Source organism: Anoxybacillus amylolyticus (genome assembly GCF_001634285.1).
GTDB classification, from domain to species: domain Bacteria; phylum Bacillota; class Bacilli; order Bacillales; family Anoxybacillaceae; genus Anoxybacteroides; species Anoxybacteroides amylolyticum.
In genome coordinates, this window is the sequence record NZ_CP015438.1 from 1,795,433 (window position 1) to 1,812,748 (window position 17,316).

Consider the following 17,316-nt stretch of genomic DNA (forward strand, 5'->3'; position numbering starts at 1 on the left):
GCTTCTTTTTTTTCATACATACCTACGGAAAATTTTTTTGACATAAAGTAATCGTTTGAAACATAAAACAGTAAAAAGGGGGCGATACAGTGAAAGAAATGGAAGTCGTTATTGATACGGAGGAAATTGCTGAATTTTTTCATCGAGAGCTCATCCGTCGCGGCTTTGTTCCATCGCAACTCGAACTCGAAGAACTCGCTGACATTACGTTTGATTACTTAATTGAAAAATGTATTATTGACGAAGAGTGGGAAGAATAGAAACGACGAGAAGGCTCGTCGTTTCAAAGTGTTGAAAAAGTGGGGCGTCAAGAAAAAGTTCACGAAAGATATGGACTTTTTCTTTTCTTTAGATTGTCGAATCTTTTGAATATCCTAATTTAAGGAAGAAAAATGCACAAATCTGCAGCCCCTTATCCATTTTCTCTACCTAAAATATACAATTGAAAAACGATTTTGTCCTTGACAAAATCGTTTTTCAACAGTCTGAAACGACGAGAAGGCTCGTCGTTTTTTCGTGTGCTTTTTCATGAAACTCGTCAATCGACGTGCAAGAGAGATTCATGAATGCATTGCTTGTTTTGTGGCAGTTGCAATTTTTTGTAATTTTTTTAGGTTGTCGGCATAATGGAGAGTTAGTGAAGGATGGCTCATCAAAGGGATCCTTTCTGCTTCGTGTAAAATCGTTAAGTCATAAAACCAGTCGCGTTTATCTGGGAACCGATGTTCCATAACAGGCCAAGCGTCGCTTAGCGTCGGGCTGAAGATTCGACCTCCGTCGTTCGTTTTCGAAAAGATGTGTGGCCAAAAATCTGCACGCGAGCCGGTATGTTTCGTTTGGCAAGCAAAATGATAGACTCGCTGAAACAGCGAGTTTCGATAAAAGAGCATTCCGTAAAGAGCTTTGCCGATTTCGATACGGTGCGACACGTCTGCGAAGTCGCGAACGGTAATGCCTGTTAAGCGAACGTGGCGACCGCTTTTATAAGGAATGAGCACATCGTTGAATCCAAGCCATTGCTGGCATAAAAACGGAAAGGTTTTAATGACTTGTTCTTGGAAAAAAGGATGTTGTACAACACGTTGTTGAATATATTGCTGTTCATTAATAATAAGCGCAACGGTCAATACCGGTGCATCTTTCGTTTCGTAAAAATGTTCCCAAAAAGGCTGCATAAATGCGGAAACAGAAAAGTACGGCAATAAATGAAATAGTTTTTTCTTCTGTTCTTTACTTTTTTCGTACAAAAGAAGTTGTGGGTATGCGTCATGGAAAATAAGAGTATTGGCTCGTTCCAAAAACAAAAACAATGGCTTGATTTGCTCGGTTGCCACGACTACTGGAACAAGGCTTCCTTTTAAGTCCGTCATATTCCATCCACCATTGCGCGATACAAGGTGTGCTAAAAATGCCCAATGTACTTCTGGATGGCGTTGAAAAAAGGAAAAATACGCTTCTGTACGGGTAACGTTATCACGATTTAGCCGCGTCGTTTCGTTTTTGATTGTCATCACTAATTTTCGTTCCTCGTCTGTTAACGGTTTTCTAGGCATTTTCTCTTCAAATAGCTTGTGAAGCATAGCTGAGGAACTAATCGAAATGGACTGTCGATACAGCCAATGACGATAAAGCGCTTGCACCGGATGGGAAAGCATGGCGAAAAGTCGAACGAATGCATTCATCGTAGAATCCCCCTCAACAAAATTTTTGAAACCTTGCAACGGTTATTCCGTATACATAAATAGTTAATGAAAAAAGGAGCGATGAGAATGTTGAAAAAAATTATTAAGTCGATTTTGAAAGAAAGCCTGTCTCACCAATACCATAAACCACACTACACAAGCAGCGATCATTATTACAAGTATAAATCGATTCATCCTTCTCATTACGGTCATAGCCATTATAAAAAGAAGCACCGTAGCGGCAGCTTTTTCTCTAGCTTTTTCGGTAGTTAACAATGTGTTTTTCTTATATTTCCCGGTTCGTCGAACGGTTATGCGAGCGTCGCTATCGCTCTGGGATGATGTTGAGCGGTCGCTATGAAATCATGCGTGAACTTGGTATGGGAAGTTATGGGATTGCGTATGTTGCGTTTGATAAGCAGACGAATAAAAAAGTCGTCATTAAACAAATGCGAACCATACGAAAGAAACAAATAAAGGAATCTTTTTTGCGGGAAGCCGCCATTTTACAGCATCTCTCCCATCCCCAAATCCCTTCGTTATATGAAACGTTTTTGGAACGTGGGGTGATGCATCTTGTGATGGAATATATCGATGGAGAGACGGTGGAGTCACTTATTTTTGAAGCGGGAAAAATGTATACGGAACAAGAAGCATTAGTGGTATTACAACGCGTGTTGGAAATTGTTCAATTCATTCACGAGAAAGGCATCGTCCATCGCGATTTACGCATCCCAAACATTTTACTCAAAAATGACCGTGTCTATATCATCGATTTTGGCTTAGCTCGTTTTCTAGGAGAGAAGACCCCTCTAATTGATACGTATCCGTTAGAAAAAAAGCTTCGCCGTGAAATTGACGTGAAAAGCGACATATATGCATTAGGTCATTTCTTATTATTTTTGCTTTATTCGTCGTATCAACCAAACACAAAGGAAGAATGTAGCTGGGAAGAAGAATTAAATCTTTCCGAGCCAGTACGGATGATGTTGCGAAAAATGCTACAAATCGACGAACCGTTTCGTGATATAAGCGAACTGATGAAAGAAATCGAACAAATGATGGAAAGGTGGAGAAAAGATGTCATTGTTTCATAAAATGTTAGCAAGCATCGGAATCGGAGCGGCGAAAGTGGATACGAAGCTTTTATCCGAGCGGCTCATGGCTGGAGACGAGGTCGAAGGAGTTATTGAAATTACAGGCGGTCACGTTGCACAAGTAGTCGACCACATTTATCTTTCGCTGTATGCGACGTACACAGTGGAGGCAAATGACAGAAAAACGACCTCCCATGCGCTTATCGGGAAGTGGAAAGTGATTGAACAGTTGACGATTGGTGCCAACGAAAAGCAAAGTGTCCCTTTTCGATTCATGTTGCCGATTGATACCCCTATTTCTGTCGGCCAGACGAAAGTATGGCTTCATACCGGCTTAGACATTAAGCAAGCAGTCGACCCGACGGACAACGATTATATTCGCGTTGAACCAATTCCAATTATGATGGCACTGCTCTCATCGATGGAAACACTTGGGTTTCGCCTTCGCGAAGCAGAGTGCAAAAAAGCTTCATGGCATCATCGCCTACCGTTTGTCCAAGAGTTTGAGTATGTGCCAAAAAGCGGTTCGTTTCGCGGAAAACTCGATGAGGTAGAAGTCATTTTTTTCCCGCTTTCGAAAACAGAAGTCGATGTGTTATTACAAATCGACCGTCGCGCTCGTGGAATCGGCAGTTTATTTGCAGAAGCGCTTGATCTGGATGAGTCATACGTGCGTATTCGCTTGACAAATACCGATATTCCGCAGCTTCCACAAAAATTATCACAACTTATACAATATCATTGTTAAAGAGGCTGACCCAAAAGTCCGCTAAAAAGCGGACTTTTGGAGTCAGTTTTCTTTACTTTTACATATTTTGTTAAATAAAAGGGCGATTCGCCCCCTTTTGTTTCCATTGTTTATGCCGCTAAGGACCGTTGTTTGTCCTTAGCGGCTTTCTTGAGGAGATTATGGGCAACGCAAATAAGCCCCCATTCTATGGAAATTTTTTGGAGGCCTCGGAGGACAAAGCGACGAAATCCGCGATTTTGCTTGATTTGCCCAAACACACTCTCAATGTCGGTTTGGCGTTGGCGGTATCGTGCTTGTCCTTCTTCACTTTCCAGTCGTTCACGAGCCTTCTGTTTCTGTTCGTGATAGACGGGGTTCCATTGCGTTGTACGTCCATACTTGGAAGTTGTGCAGACCGAGCGGAACGGACACCCTTCGCATTCGTGGCATTGGTAGTGCTGGATGACCGAAGTATACCCAGATTCTGTGGTCTGCTTCGAAGTTCCTATACGGACCAGTTTTTTCCCGTTCGCACAAATCCAAACGTCCTCTTCTTTCTTGTATGTCCAATTCTGTGGATGGTGCGGGTTCTTCTTGACCTTGCGTGTGTTCTCTTTCTCATACGTGTTGTACTTGATAAACGCGGAAATGTTTTTCTCTTCGAGTTTCACGTAATTTTCCTCGGAACCATAGACAGCGTCAGCGGTCACGCGTTTTGGTACCACCCCATATTTCTCTCGAACCGTCTCTAGGTGTGGCAGAAGACAACGAGTATCGCCGGGTCTCTGGTGAAGCGAATACCCCAGAACGAACTGATCGGAAGAACCCACTTGTACGTTATAAGCCGGCTTCAGTTGGCCGTTGCGCATGTGGTCCTCCTTCAAACGCATAAACGTCGCATCCGCATCCGTTTTGGAATAGCTGTTGCGGTCCCCGCATACTTGGAGTTGGTGTTCGTACTTTTCACTGCGAGGCAAGTAGTCTTCCTTCATCTTCTTGACGGCCTTCTTCAACGGTTGGTTGTCCGGCTCGGCCTCCAAACGTTTTTCCCACTCCTCGGTTTTCTTTCGGATTTCTTTTGAAGTAAAAGCAGGGGAAGCGTCGATTTCTTCCGCATTTTCTTCTTCCACGATCGCATCGATCTGGGCGATGAGCTGATCCACATTGGCTTGTAATTTCTCTTGGTATTTCTCGGCGGATTTCCGCCAAACGAACGTGTATCGGTTGGCATTCGCTTCAATTTTCGTCCCATCTACGAAATAGTCTTCCATGTTGACATAGCCGTCCGCGACAAGCAGGGTGATCATTTCTCGGAACAAGTCGTCAATCAGCCCTTTCATCCGTTCGGAGCGAAATCGATTGATGGAACGGAAGTCCGGCTTTTGAAACCCACTCAACCACATGAGGGGAAGATGTACTTCTAATTGTCGAGCAATTTCTCGGCCATGATACATTTTTTGGGTGTACGCGTAGAGGATAATTTTCGTCATCATTTTTGGATGATAAGAAGAGGTACCGCCGCCTTTATAGTAAGGAAGAAACGTCTCCATCGGGATGCGCTCGACCATCTCGTGAACCACGTGAGCCATATTATCCGGTGGAATGAGATCGGCAATATTGCTTGGCAACGTGAGGTTATCCATGGTATACTCTTTAAAAGAAATATGATGATGTTTCATAAAAGAATCGCTCCTTTTCCGGTGATAGTTGTTGTGGTGACTCTATTCTACCAGAAAAAAGGGCGATTCTTCTATTTTAGTGTAAAAAAAATCGGGCTAATCTCAAAACGCATTCGCGTTTTGGGTCAGCCCCTTTTATTTTTATTCGACAAAACAACTGTCATTTTGCTAAAGGAATCGACATGGTAAAGCGCTAATATGTTGTAGAAACAAAAAAAGGGAGAGGATAGGTATGGTTAGTCTTTTGAAAAAGGTATTGAAAACAAAACAGACGTATGATGTGACATTGTTTCAAACACCTAAATTCGGACAAGAAAAAGGATATGAACAAGTGTATCGGCTGACGCTGACAGCTTCGATGCACGACGAAGTGCTAGCTTCTGTGTATCGCATATTTAATGTAGCAGATTTACTTCCGGAAAATTACAAAGCTCGATACGTGGGTACTGGTGATATTGTGTTAATCGACGAAGGGGTGCGTGGACAAACGTATTATAAGCTTTGTTATGATGGATGGAAAAAAATTAACCGCCTGCACCTTCGATAAAAATTAGAAAATTCAAAATAATTAGTTTTATTCGCGCGAGCAATGTGATACAATAATGAAAACGAATAAAGCAGGATGAGCAGGGGAATGGTTAGAAAAAGAAAGGGGGCGAGCATTTGGCAAAACAACACGACTTTCCAACGATTGCACCGGGGATTGATGATTTAGAAGAGTTGAACCGACGGGCATCGAACGAAGAAATCGCTCGCGGAGAGTATACGAAAGTAACGACGCTATCGTTTGACGAAGTGGACACCGCAAACAAACCCTTGTGAAAACAAGGGTTTGTTGTCAATCGGATGGGTTATCGTGATGACCAGGCCCGTTTTTTCGTTCCGCTGCCGAATATTCTTTCGCATGGGCAGCATCTTCGGACAGCAATGCTTCTTTCGGAATATGGTTATTTTTCTTCTGCCCGTTAATGCGGTTGCGATGTTTTTTTCCCATCGTTTGTTCCTCCTTTCGTTTGTCGGTTATTAGTATGCGCTAGTTGCCTTTTGTTATGGATAGCTATTTTAGGAAATTTTCGAGAAAGGAGCAAATTACAATGACGGCACTATTTGTTTCTGCGGTTCTCGGCGTTGTGCTGACGGTGACTTCGTTGTACGCAAAAGCAGCAATTGAGCGACGGTTCTATCGACGTAAAAAAATTCCATCATTACATGCCGTCAACGTATTGTCAATCGGAGCAGTTATCGCTAGCGTGTATTATTCGCTCGCGAATATGTCGCTTCATGGAAAACTGCTGTTTTACGTCTATTTCGGTACAATCGAGCTATTATTACCGCTTTATGTATTGTTCAGCATTTGGTTTGCCCGTTATGAGAAAAAGGAGAAAAAATATACGACAAGCGCGGACAAAAAGGTGCTATACATTAAGCAGAAATATTTAGCGCATCGGCGGCAAGAACATTATCATTCCAAAACATCTTAAAAGGGAGTTTCCCTTATTTTTTTGTCCTTTTTTGTGTGTCTTCTTTTTGGCATCCGTTCTCCCATTGTATCTAAACGATAAAGGGTGTACAATGGGAAAGGGAAATTCCATGATATCATTGAAGGAGGACAAACGATGAGCATTCACATCGAAGCAAAAGAACATGAAATTGCTGATAAGATTTTGTTACCAGGTGACCCACTTCGGGCGCAATATATCGCGGAAACGTTTTTAGAAGGAGCAACTTGCTATAACCGTGTTCGTGGCATGCTTGGATTTACAGGTACATATAAAGGTCATCGCGTTTCCGTACAAGGAACAGGGATGGGTATTCCGTCGATTTCAATTTACGTGAACGAATTAATGCAAAGCTATAACGTCCAGACGTTAATTCGCGTTGGCACGTGCGGAGCGATTCAAAAAGATGTAAAGGTGCGCGACGTCATTTTAGCGATGAGTGCTTCAACTGATTCACAAATGAACAGGCTTACTTTCGGGGGAGTCGACTATGCACCAACAGCAAACTTCGATTTGTTGCGGACGGCTTATGAAGTTGGGGGCGAAAAAGGGTTGCAATTAAAAGTAGGGAACGTATTCACTGCAGATATGTTCTACAACGACAATGCAGAGTTTGAAAAATGGGCTCGTTACGGTGTGCTAGCAGTAGAAATGGAAACAGCGGCTCTCTATACGCTAGCGGCTAAATTCGGTCGCAAAGCGCTTTCGGTATTAACGGTAAGTGACCACATTTTAACAGGAGAAGAAACGACAGCGCAAGAGCGGCAAACAACGTTTAATGAAATGATTGAAGTCGCTTTAGAAGCTGCGATTCGTGTGTAAAACACCGTTGGTTTCCCAAAGGTGTTTCAAAGTAAGGTGAAGAAAGTGAAACGTACATTGTTAATGCTCACAGCGATGTGCCTTGCAGCCGGTTGTGCGCCCATCGAACAACATGCACAACCAACGAAACCGCAAGTAGAACAAAAGGAGAAAACAACGGAAAAACCTTCGACCGAAGCGCCGATGACAGAAGAGCAACAACCTAACAAAGAGCAACCAAGTACGGAACAACCAGCCCCCAACCCAACGGTTGACCAAGATTTACTTTTAGAAGCGAAATATTGGAACGTTATCGAAGTGAAAAACGGCCAAAAAATAATTATGAATCCAACGAATATATTAGCGCTCGTCAATAAAGAACAAAGTTTGCCAGCCTTCTATAAACCGAGTGATCTAGTCGTTCCAAACGTGCCGTTTTCGTTTTCCGAAACAAATGTCGAAAAACGGTACTTGCGTCTAGAAGCAGCGAGGGCGCTTGAACAACTATTTGCCGCAGCGAAGAAAGCAGGAATATCGCTCGTAGCGGTTTCCGGCTATCGGTCGTATGATCGGCAAAAAGAACTGTTCGATGAAGAAGTGAAGAAAAATGGGAAAGAAAAAGCCATTCACGCCGTGGCATTCCCAGGACAGAGCGAACATCAAACTGGGCTTGCGATTGATATTTCAAGCCAAAGCATGAAAGCTAACCTTACTGCTTCATTTGGTGAAACGAACGAAGGGAAATGGGTTGCCACCCACGCCCACGAATACGGCTTTATTATCCGCTATCCAAAAGGAAAAGAAGCTATCACGGGCTACCAATACGAGCCGTGGCATATTCGGTATGTTGGGCAAAAAGCAGCAAAAGTCATTTATGAAAAAAATATTACATTGGAAGAATATTTTCAAATAGTAAAAAAAGTATAACGGATGCTCAAGGCGAGCGTCCTTTTATATATAGTTTACATAATATAAATTATGCAAAGTTATTTTCCTTTATCCAATAAAGTTCGCTAAGGGAGAAAAAGTTTGTCACCTTCTATAGTTGTTCGACGTCGCAATTTTGTTGCTGTAGACTCACACGATCGGATGCTGGTAAACTAATACGTGCAAGCAGGAAAAGTAAGGGTGAAATAAATGAAACCAGAACTAGGAGCATGGGTGAGCATCGGTAGTTATATTAGTTTAGCAATGATGAAGTTAATCATTGGGTATGTTGCTCATTCCGATGGGGTCACAGCAGATGGATGGAACAACTTCAGTGATATTATTTCTTCCGTCGCGATTTTAGTTGGCATTAAAATCGCCCAAAAACCGCGCGACCATAACCATCCGTACGGCCATTCACGTGCAGAAAACATTTCATCGCTTATTGCGGCGTTTATTATGATGTCAATTGGTCTAGATGTCGTCAGCAAAGGAGGAATGTCGCTCTTTTATCGGAAAGAGGAGGTGCCACAATTTATTGCGGCATGGGTTGGGATGTTTTCTGCAGTGATGATGTTTGTCGTCTATTGGTTCAATAAACGGCTTTCTGAACGAGTGAACAGTCAGGCACTTGCTTCCGCTGCCAAAGACCATTTATCCGACGCTCTTGTTAGCATTGGGACGGTCATTGGAATTTTCGGGACGAAATGGGGAATATGGTGGCTTGATCCGCTTGCCGCCTTGTTAATCGGCATCATTATTTGTAAAACGGCATGGCATATTTTTTTCGAAACGTCGCATTTGCTAACCGACGGATTTGACGAACAAGCGTTAGCCACATACGAACAAGAAATTGCATCGATTAACGGGGTGAAGCGAGTATCGGATGTGAAAGCGAGAATGGTCGGCAATCAAATTATTCTCGATGTCACGATTCATGTTGCCGCCGATTTAACTGTTGTCCAAAGCCACGAAATTGCCGATGAAATAGAGAAAATGATGAAAAACCAACACCACATTGAAACGACGCACGTACATATCGAACCAGACCTTAATCGCTCATAAACGATTAAGGTTTTTTTCATACTATGAGAAAAAAGAAAGGAACAAGTCGATGGAAATACAACAAAACTGGTTGCATTTTACTGAAGAAACGAAAAAAGAGCTGTTAGCACTGCTTGAACAAATAAAGCTTCATTCGCTAGCAAAAGAGGCGCTTTTTTTAGGCAGCGATCTACCGAAAATGGACGTATACGGCGATGTCGTATTTGTGTCACTCCTTTTTTTAGACAAACATTGGAAAATCCATAAGTTACAGCTATTGATTACGAGAACAAAAGTGATTAGTTATACCAATAAAGAACAATCCATCATTGAAACCATCCAAGAAAAGTTAGGCCATCACCCGGAACATGCGTCAAGCCCAAGTTTTATTTTATATGAATGGTTAAATGTACTAACGTTTCATTTTTTACAGGTCATTGACGACATCGCCGATCATCTTCAAACACTAGAAAAACAAGTCTTTAAAACCCCGTTTGAAAACGATATTGGGCATAGCGTATATCACTGGAAAGTGAAAATTCATCAACTGCGCCAAATCATAGAAGCGCAAGCGGAAATGTTAAAATCAATCGATCATCCCGCATTCCCGATCGAAGAAGACGCACGTCCATATATGAAAGACATTACTAGCCGCTATTCTCGTATTTTGTCTGCGCTTGATATGTTTAAAGAAACGTTAGCTGGCATTTTTGATTTACAGTTGTCGCTCAAATCAGATCATATGAATACCATTATGAAAACGTTAACGTTAGTCAGTGTCATTTTTATGCCAATGACATTCATCGCTGGGGTGTATGGGATGAATTTTGACGTAATGCCGGAATTGAAGTGGACGTACGGCTACGCTTACGCTTGGGGGCTGATGGCTGGAATTGGCATATCCGTCGCGCTTTATTTTAAGAAAAAAGGATGGTGGGGGAAGTCATAGAAATGCTTTTTCTTGGAAAAGCGCTAAAAACAGTTTATAATAAAACTATTGCCAACTTGGAAAACAAGGAGATATAGTGATGAACGAACGTGAACGAAAGCTTGGTATTTTTTATACCGCAGCAGCTTACCTTATGTGGGGGATTTTACCGATTTATTGGAAACTGTTAGATAATTATGCGGCAGCAGAAATTTTGGCTCACCGAATCGTTTGGTCGTTTGTTTTTATGGTTGGATTGCTCGTTGTAACGAAGCAATTTTCGCTATTGCGAGCGCACTTTGTCGAGATGTGGAAGCAGCCGAAGCTAGCGATTGGAGTTCTCGCGTCTGCTTGTTTAATTAGCGCCAATTGGTTTATTTACATATGGGCAGTCAATCATGACCATATTGTCGAAGCGAGCTTAGGATATTATATTAACCCGCTATTCAGCGTCGCCCTAGGGATGGTCGTCTTAAAAGAACGGCTAAACATATGGCAATGGGTGTCGTTTCTCCTTGCGCTTTGCGGGGTGCTAGTTATTACGTTCCAATATGGAAAGTTTCCGTTAGTCGCTTTGTCGCTTGCGTTGTCGTTTGCTTTTTATGGACTAACGAAAAAGCTAGCTTCCTTTGAAGCAGCAATTGGGCTAACGTTTGAAACGATGGTGGTCATGCCAATTTCGCTTGTTTATCTTATCATACATAGCGAACCGCTTTCATTATCTAATTGGCAAACATTTTTATTGGTAGGAGCAGGTCCGGCAACCGCTTTGCCGCTTTTATATTTTGCGAAAGGGGCAAAACGAATTTCTTTAACGATGGTCGGCTTTTTACAATATCTTTCTCCGACATTAAGCTTAATGTTAGGCGTTTTTTTGTTTCACGAATCGTTTACAAAAGCGCACTTATACGCGTTCAGCTGCATTTGGCTTGCCCTTATCGTTTTTTCAATTGCCAAAACAAAACGAATGCAAGGGTGGCATCATAAAATTGCCCAACGAAATTCATTTGGTGCAAGATAAGGGACTGTCCAGTAGGCAGTCTGTTTTTTGTTCAAAGATTAAGAAAGAAAATTTTACGATTGGGTAGACAACTGTCTAACTCCAAGCGCCATCGGTCTAAAGCGTTTCCTTCTCGAGGACGATAGGGAGGCGTTTTTTTAAACAAATACCCATTTTCGTAAAAATATCTAACCATTTTCCCATTAGATGAATAGTCTACAAGTACAATAGTGAAGGAGGTGCTCAAGATGGGTGCAGCTTACGGCGGCGGATTTGCGTTAATCGTTGTGTTGTTTATTTTGTTAATTATTGTTGGTGCGGCATTTGTTGGTGGTTGGGGGTACTAATCCCCACGCCTATGAAAACGTTACTTTTTAAAAAAAGGGAGGGAAAGAGATGCCATTTGGATACGGATATGGCTGGGGTTACGGCGGCTATGGGTATGGTGGATACGGGCATGGGCGAGGTTTCGTGCTCATCGTTGTGTTGTTTATCTTGTTAATTATCGTTGGTGCCGCATGGTGCTAACTTTTAGCTTAAAAAAGGCGGAGAGGCTAACACGCTTCTTCCGCCTTTTGTTTGTTATGCTGTTTCTTTTGAACGCGCAATAAACGAAACGATAAAAAGACTGCACCGGCAGCTAATCCGGTAATAAGCCCGATCCAATAGCCGAACGCTTCAGCGGCAGTGTAATTCGCCAATACATAGCCGACTGGCAATCCGATGCCCCAATAGGCTAAAAGTGCAGCAAGAAAAGCAGCGTTTACGTCTTTATATCCTCTAAGTGCTCCTTGAATAGGCGCAGCGACGGCATCAGAAAACTGGAAAAAGATAGCGTATAACAAAAACTGTTTTGTCAACTCCCATACAGCCCCATCTTTTGTGTAGAGCGCTGCTATTTCGCCTCGGAATACATAAAGAACAAGGGAGGTAATGACTGCGGTGCTGACTGCAATACTAATGCCGAGAATGGTATATTGCTTCGCATCTACATAACGCTTCGCCCCAGCTTCAAATCCGACTGCAATCGTTAACGCCATCGATACACTTAATGGAATCATATAAAGAAGGGAAGCAAAATTAATCGCGCTTTGATGCGCTGCAATGGTCACTGTGTTAAATTGGCTCATCAGCAACGTGACGGCCGCGAAAATGCTCGTTTCAAAGAAAATGGCAAAGCCAATCGGCAGCCCAATTTTTAACAACTCTTTCCATGTCACAATGGAAAGAGGAGGAAACGAGCGAAAAAGGCCGTAATGAGAAAATGGGCGACATTTCGTTGTGACGAATAACACGACAACTAAGCAAAACCAGTATGTAATCGCTGTCGCGTATCCAGCACCGACACCGCCTAATGCAGGAAAACCAAACTTTCCGAAAATAAGTAAATAGTTGAACATGACATTGACTGGCAAAGCAATTAATGTAATGAACATTGTTATTTTTGTTTGTCCAAGTGCGTCTATAAAGCAACGAAGTACGTGATATATGAATAGCGGAATGATACCGAGCGAAAGCGCAATTAAATAATGATAGGCGATATTTCTTACATTCTCTTCTAACTGCATCGTAGCTAATATGTTCGGTAGCGCAAACGATCCGATAAATAGAATGGCGAAAGCAATAAGAATAGCTAAATAAACCGCCTGCATGACTGAATATGGAATTTGTTCAGGGCGTTTGGCCCCAAGATGGTGCGAAACGACAGGAGTAAGCGCAAGTAAAATACCGCCTAGACCTGTAAAGACAGGAACCCAAATATTTGACCCAATCGCCACTCCAGCCAAGTCTTGTGCGCTAGCATGCCCCGACATCGCCACATCTGCAAAGTTCATTGCATAAAGGCCGATTTGTGTTACTAATACAGGGAACAGAAGCTGAAGTAGCTGCCACGTTTTTTCTTTATGTGAAAACGTCTGTCTCACTAAAAAAACCTCCCTTCTCGCTATTATAGGTTACGAAAAAAATGGAAAATAAACAACCCTAAAAATAAATAAAACATTGTTCTAAATAAACAATAAAAAGAAAAAAACACCTCACAAAGAGGCGCGAATACAAACAGGCAATTCAATTAAAAAGCAGGTGCCGGTTTCATTGCTTTGCACTTTCATTGTTCCTTTATGAAGTTCAATGATTTTGCGCGACAATGACAATCCAAGCCCGGTTCCTGTTTCTTTTGTTGAGAAAAAAGGGTCAAAAATATAATCAATAATGGTTGGTGGAATCCCTGGACCATCGTCGCAAAAGAAAATTTGCACAATGTTGTTATGCAATTTACTTGTAATCGAAATACGCATCGTTTTTTTCACTTTTGCTTCCACTGCGTTATGGAAAAGATTCAAAAATACTTGCAGCAGTTGATTTTTATCTGCTTCTATGTCGTAGTTGTTCAGCCGTTCATCCAAATAATAGTGGATCTCAATATCACGAAGCAATGCCTCGCTATGCAGTAAAATACCTAAATCTTCCTTAATAAATTGGTTAATATTCATCTTCTCTGCCTTTACTTCCGACGGTTTCGCGATGTTTAAAAAATCCGTAATAATGCCATTTGCTCTGTCTAACTCAGGAATAAGCAATTTATCAATAAGCGATACAATTCGGTCAGGAAGTTCATTTTTAAAGAACTGCAAATATCCTCGTACCGTTGTGAGCGGATTGCGAATTTCATGGGCAATCCCAGCAGCGATGCGACCAGCGACAGCTAATTTTTCTGTTTCTTTCATTAAATTGAGTGACTGAAACATGCTAATAACGCGTTTAATTGAGCCATCTTCATTTCGAATGAGGCGCGTATTAATAATTCCGTAATAACGATCTAACACTTCTTGGTTGTAAATTGGCTCATTTTTTTCAATCGATTTAAGCGTCATAATGAGCTCGTCCGGTAGTTTTAGCAGGTCACGAATATGTTTGCCAATCATTTCATCCCGATCAACCCCGGTATCATTTGCCGCTTGTAAGTTACAAAGTGTAATGATACCGTTGCCATCAACAAATACGATGTGATGTGGAACGAGGTCGAGAATGGGAGATAAAAATGCTTCCACTTTTTCAAACGGCAAGTCGGAAATAGGATCGATATCTAGATGAAGTTCTGCAGGTATTTGATGAGTAGCGACGTCAAACCGAATTTCTGTTTCAGCTGTTCCGCGCTTTTTTGCCATCGCCATTCCTAACGAATAGTCGGTGAACTGGAAAGTAAATGGCAATTGTTGAGCAAAGTGTTTATAAAACTGTACTTCTTTTTCCAATTCCTCGATTTTTTTTTCCATCTTCCTATCCATTTCGCCATTGCTCCTTATCTAAAAAAAGGTTCGTTAGTAGTGTACTGAAAATTTCATCGCTCGGCTAGAGGGAAGAAAAAAAAGATTTTATATTTCTAAAAAACTATGTTCTAAATAATCAATAAAAACATAAAAAAATATTTCGTTAGACGAAATATTGTGATACAATGAATTGGAAAAGAAAGGGAGATAGGCAATGTGGAAAAACCGGAATGTATGGATTATTCTAACGGGCGAACTTGTCGCTGGGCTAGGCATTTGGTTTGGAATCATCGGTAATTTAGAATTTTTACAACAACACGTTCCATCCGACTTTCTCAAGTCCCTTATTTTGTTTATTGGACTATTAGCAGGGGTCCTCGTTGGACCGCTCGCCGGCAAAGTATGCGACCGTTATAGCAAAAAAATCGTCTTACTGTATTCTAGTTTTTTTCGGATGATAAGTGTCACGTTTATGTTGCTTGCGCTTCATTTTTCGTCCATCGGTTGGATGCTTGTTTTTATGGTAACATTTCAAATCGCCGCTGCTTTCTATTTCCCTGCTCTTCAAGCGACGATTCCACTTATTGTAGAGGAGAAGGAATTGCTTGCGATGAACGGGATTCATATGAATGTTTCTACCATTTCGCGAATTGCAGGAACTGCGCTAGGGGGGATGTTTCTTACGGTGGTAAGCCTTCGATCGCTTTATATCGCGAGTTTCATCGCTTACGTCATATTGTTCGGAGTGACATTTTTTCTACACATTCCTAATAAACAAACGAGCGAACGCAACCAACGGGCTAACATGCCTTTCAAAGCGATGGTTCCGTTATTAAAAAAGTACCCGCTTGTTCAAATTGCGTTACTATTAACGATCATCCCGATGCTATTTCTCGGGGGATTTAACTTAATTGTCATGAGCATTAGCGACTTGCAGCACGATCCGGCAGTGAAAGGGCTTTTATATACGACAGAAGGAATGGCATTTATGATCGGTGCTTTCGTTGTAAAACGAATGGCAATAGGGCAGCGAAAGTCGCTGTATGTCTTCTCCCTACTAATTACCGTTTCGCAAGGCTCGCTATATTTTTCAGAAATAAAACTCGCTGCCTTAGCATCATTTGCCTTATTCGGCTTTAGTGTCGGCTGCTTTTTTCCGATTACGGCAACCATTTTTCAAACGAATATTCCGAAAGAGTATCACGGTCGCTTTTTTTCTTTAAAAAATATGTTAGACCGCGTATTATTTCAAATTGTCTTGCTTGGGACAGGATTTTTCTTGGATGTCATTGGTCTCGAAATGATGGTCGTGTTGTTTAGCAGCTTGTCTTTGTTGCTCATTGTTTATTTTTTTATGCGCGAAACGAACGAGTCGGTTTCTTCGCAGCGGCACGACTCTACTTTTTAACAAAGGAAGGGAACCGTCCCTTCCTTTACCTAGTCGCGTTACTGTGTTGTTTCATGGCAAACAAGTAGTAGCAAAGAAATGCAAGACTACATAAAGCGATGCCGAGTACATATGGCAAATACGCAGTAAGCGTAAATAGCCAACCGGCAATGGGCGGCCCGACTAGCCTGCCGAGTGAATCAAAGGAAGAAAGGAATCCAGCAGCGCTTCCTTCGCCATCGGTTGCTTGCTTTGTGATGAGCGAGGAAAGGCAGGGGCGTATGACGCCGTTGCCAATGCCGAAAACCGATAAATAAAGAGCAGCAGTCCAAAAATTGTGAACGAGCAAAATAAGCGCAAACCCAATGGCAGAAAGAGCGATCCCGCCTTGGATCACTTTTCCTTCACCGAACGCACGAATCAGTTTGCCGATTAATCCGCCTTGAATGAAGGCGCTTGCTAGCCCCATAATCATAAAAATATAACCAAGTTCAACAGAATGAAGCCCTGCCCGTTGCGCTGCGTAGTAAGCAAACGTTGCCTCTAAACCAGCTAACGAAAAAGAAACAAACCACTGTAAAAGGTATAAAAACATAACAGGTTCTTTTCGCATGGATAAAGCAAATCGTTTGGTCGGGTGATATGTTCGCTTTTCTTTTGGCAGTGATTCCTTTAAAAAAACGAGCACAAGTAAGAAAGTGGCAAGCGAAAGACACCCAGCTAACCAAAACGGGGTATGTAAATCGTTTTTGGAAAGTATTCCGCCAATCGCCGGACCAAAAATAAACCCTAGTCCAATCGCGGCTCCAATCATTCCCATTCCTTTTCCGCGTTCTTCAACGGAAGTAACGTCTGCGACATAGGCTGTTGCTGTTGGCATCGTCGCTGCCGATAACATCCCGCCGATGATGCGTGCAATAAACAGCATCGAAAGCGTATTAGCGATGGCAAACAAGAAAAAGGAAAGCGTCAACCCGATAATGCCGAGCAATAAAAACGGTTTTCTACCATATCGATCGGACAGGCGACCCCAGACAGGTGAAAACAACAGCTGCATCAATGAATATACCGCCATTAACAGCCCAAGCTCCGTCGGTGTCGCTCCTATGTTTTCTGCAAAAAACGGAAGAATGGGAATGATAATGCCAAACCCGCACATCACAAGAAACATCACTACGAATAAAAGCGAAAGATTCAATCGCTATCACCTCCAGTAAAATACTGCTCTTTTTATCATAATCGAGCACCAATTTATTTTCAAAGGAGAAATGCT

General features: G+C 42.1%; 21 protein-coding genes. 15 read left to right on the top strand and 6 right to left on the bottom strand.

From position 1 onward, the window contains the following. The first annotated feature begins 89 nt into the window (after nt 1–89). Complete coding sequence (locus GFC30_RS16520; protein ID WP_084256259.1) at nt 90–260, top strand: YozD family protein; 171 nt, start codon at nt 90–92, stop codon at nt 258–260. Nucleotides 261–560: 300 nt separating this feature from the next. On the opposite strand, the gene GFC30_RS09150 is transcribed toward GFC30_RS16520, so the two are convergent. Further along, nucleotides 561–1,682, bottom strand: a complete 1,122-nt coding sequence (locus GFC30_RS09150) for a DUF2515 domain-containing protein (protein WP_066324608.1) — start codon at nt 1,680–1,682, stop codon at nt 561–563. 87 nt (nt 1,683–1,769) lie between these two features. Here GFC30_RS09150 and GFC30_RS16525 point away from each other — a divergent pair, with 87 nt between their 5' ends. The 3 genes from GFC30_RS16525 to GFC30_RS09160 are packed head-to-tail and all read left to right on the top strand — an operon-like array spanning nt 1,770 to nt 3,527. Next, nucleotides 1,770–1,955, top strand: coding sequence for a hypothetical protein (locus GFC30_RS16525; protein ID WP_084256261.1), 186 nt, complete (start codon nt 1,770–1,772; stop codon nt 1,953–1,955). 2 nt (nt 1,956–1,957) lie between these two features. Then, a complete protein-coding gene (locus GFC30_RS09155; protein WP_066324609.1) occupies nt 1,958–2,779 on the top strand; it encodes a serine/threonine protein kinase in 822 nt (273 codons plus the stop codon). After that, on the top strand, nt 2,763–3,527 hold the full coding sequence (locus tag GFC30_RS09160; protein ID WP_066324610.1) for a sporulation protein: 765 nt from the start codon (nt 2,763–2,765) through the stop codon (nt 3,525–3,527). Before GFC30_RS09155 ends, GFC30_RS09160 begins: the two co-directional genes overlap by 17 nt. Nucleotides 3,528–3,637: 110 nt before the next feature. Here the strand turns inward: GFC30_RS09160 and GFC30_RS09165 are convergent, their stop codons facing one another. Continuing rightward, nucleotides 3,638–5,188, bottom strand: a complete 1,551-nt coding sequence (locus tag GFC30_RS09165) for an IS1182 family transposase (RefSeq protein WP_179946269.1) — start codon at nt 5,186–5,188, stop codon at nt 3,638–3,640. A 232-nt stretch (nt 5,189–5,420) separates the two neighbouring features. Here GFC30_RS09165 and GFC30_RS09175 point away from each other — a divergent pair, with 232 nt between their 5' ends. Both GFC30_RS09175 and GFC30_RS17195 read left to right on the top strand, forming a co-directional pair. Continuing rightward, nucleotides 5,421–5,735 carry a YodL domain-containing protein gene (locus tag GFC30_RS09175; RefSeq protein WP_066324614.1) on the top strand — a complete coding sequence of 105 codons (315 nt, stop codon included), beginning with the start codon at nt 5,421–5,423 and terminating at the stop codon, nt 5,733–5,735. Between the two features lie 116 nt (nt 5,736–5,851). Next, entirely contained in the window at nt 5,852–6,010 is a 159-nt protein-coding gene (locus GFC30_RS17195; RefSeq protein ID WP_169806999.1) for a hypothetical protein, read from the top strand. A gap of 16 nt (nt 6,011–6,026) precedes the next feature. Here the strand turns inward: GFC30_RS17195 and GFC30_RS17200 are convergent, their stop codons facing one another. Continuing rightward, complete coding sequence (locus tag GFC30_RS17200) at nt 6,027–6,182, bottom strand: hypothetical protein (RefSeq protein WP_169807000.1); 156 nt, start codon at nt 6,180–6,182, stop codon at nt 6,027–6,029. Nucleotides 6,183–6,282: 100 nt separating this feature from the next. Here GFC30_RS17200 and GFC30_RS09180 point away from each other — a divergent pair, with 100 nt between their 5' ends. The 8 genes from GFC30_RS09180 to GFC30_RS16535 all read left to right on the top strand — a co-directional run bounded on the left by GFC30_RS09180 (nt 6,283) and on the right by GFC30_RS16535 (nt 11,915). Next, the gene (locus GFC30_RS09180; RefSeq protein WP_066324617.1) at nt 6,283–6,669 is read left to right on the top strand and encodes a hypothetical protein; all 387 of its coding nucleotides are present in this window, start codon (nt 6,283–6,285) and stop codon (nt 6,667–6,669) included. A 135-nt stretch (nt 6,670–6,804) separates the two neighbouring features. Then, nucleotides 6,805–7,509 carry a purine-nucleoside phosphorylase gene (gene deoD / locus GFC30_RS09185; RefSeq protein ID WP_066324619.1) on the top strand — a complete coding sequence of 235 codons (705 nt, stop codon included), beginning with the start codon at nt 6,805–6,807 and terminating at the stop codon, nt 7,507–7,509. Nucleotides 7,510–7,545: 36 nt separating this feature from the next. Then, nucleotides 7,546–8,415 (top strand): M15 family metallopeptidase, encoded by an 870-nt coding sequence (locus GFC30_RS09190; protein ID WP_409978481.1) that lies wholly within the window; start codon nt 7,546–7,548, stop codon nt 8,413–8,415. 210 nt (nt 8,416–8,625) lie between these two features. Then, nucleotides 8,626–9,480, top strand: a complete 855-nt coding sequence (locus tag GFC30_RS09195; RefSeq protein ID WP_066324621.1) for a cation diffusion facilitator family transporter — start codon at nt 8,626–8,628, stop codon at nt 9,478–9,480. 49 nt (nt 9,481–9,529) lie between these two features. Continuing rightward, the gene (locus GFC30_RS09200; RefSeq protein WP_066324623.1) at nt 9,530–10,408 is read left to right on the top strand and encodes a magnesium transporter CorA family protein; all 879 of its coding nucleotides are present in this window, start codon (nt 9,530–9,532) and stop codon (nt 10,406–10,408) included. A 79-nt stretch (nt 10,409–10,487) separates the two neighbouring features. Then, complete coding sequence (gene rarD, locus GFC30_RS09205; protein ID WP_066324632.1) at nt 10,488–11,408, top strand: EamA family transporter RarD; 921 nt, start codon at nt 10,488–10,490, stop codon at nt 11,406–11,408. Nucleotides 11,409–11,635: 227 nt separating this feature from the next. Next, nucleotides 11,636–11,734 (top strand): YjcZ family sporulation protein, encoded by a 99-nt coding sequence (locus tag GFC30_RS16530; RefSeq protein WP_084256263.1) that lies wholly within the window; start codon nt 11,636–11,638, stop codon nt 11,732–11,734. Nucleotides 11,735–11,783: 49 nt separating this feature from the next. Then, nucleotides 11,784–11,915 carry a YjcZ family sporulation protein gene (locus GFC30_RS16535; protein ID WP_084256265.1) on the top strand — a complete coding sequence of 44 codons (132 nt, stop codon included), beginning with the start codon at nt 11,784–11,786 and terminating at the stop codon, nt 11,913–11,915. Between the two features lie 26 nt (nt 11,916–11,941). On the opposite strand, the gene GFC30_RS09210 is transcribed toward GFC30_RS16535, so the two are convergent. After that, nucleotides 11,942–13,312: an MATE family efflux transporter gene (locus GFC30_RS09210; RefSeq protein WP_066324636.1), complete on the bottom strand. Its 1,371-nt coding sequence runs from the start codon at nt 13,310–13,312 to the stop codon at nt 11,942–11,944. A 111-nt stretch (nt 13,313–13,423) separates the two neighbouring features. Next, nucleotides 13,424–14,662 (bottom strand): two-component system sensor histidine kinase NtrB, encoded by a 1,239-nt coding sequence (locus GFC30_RS09215; RefSeq protein WP_238583480.1) that lies wholly within the window; start codon nt 14,660–14,662, stop codon nt 13,424–13,426. Between the two features lie 208 nt (nt 14,663–14,870). Between GFC30_RS09215 and GFC30_RS09220 the strand changes: the two genes are divergently transcribed. Next, nucleotides 14,871–16,064, top strand: coding sequence for an MFS transporter (locus GFC30_RS09220; RefSeq protein ID WP_066324646.1), 1,194 nt, complete (start codon nt 14,871–14,873; stop codon nt 16,062–16,064). Nucleotides 16,065–16,089: 25 nt separating this feature from the next. Here the strand turns inward: GFC30_RS09220 and GFC30_RS09225 are convergent, their stop codons facing one another. Then, nucleotides 16,090–17,241, bottom strand: coding sequence for an MFS transporter (locus GFC30_RS09225; RefSeq protein ID WP_409978482.1), 1,152 nt, complete (start codon nt 17,239–17,241; stop codon nt 16,090–16,092). Nucleotides 17,242–17,316 lie beyond the last annotated feature (75 nt).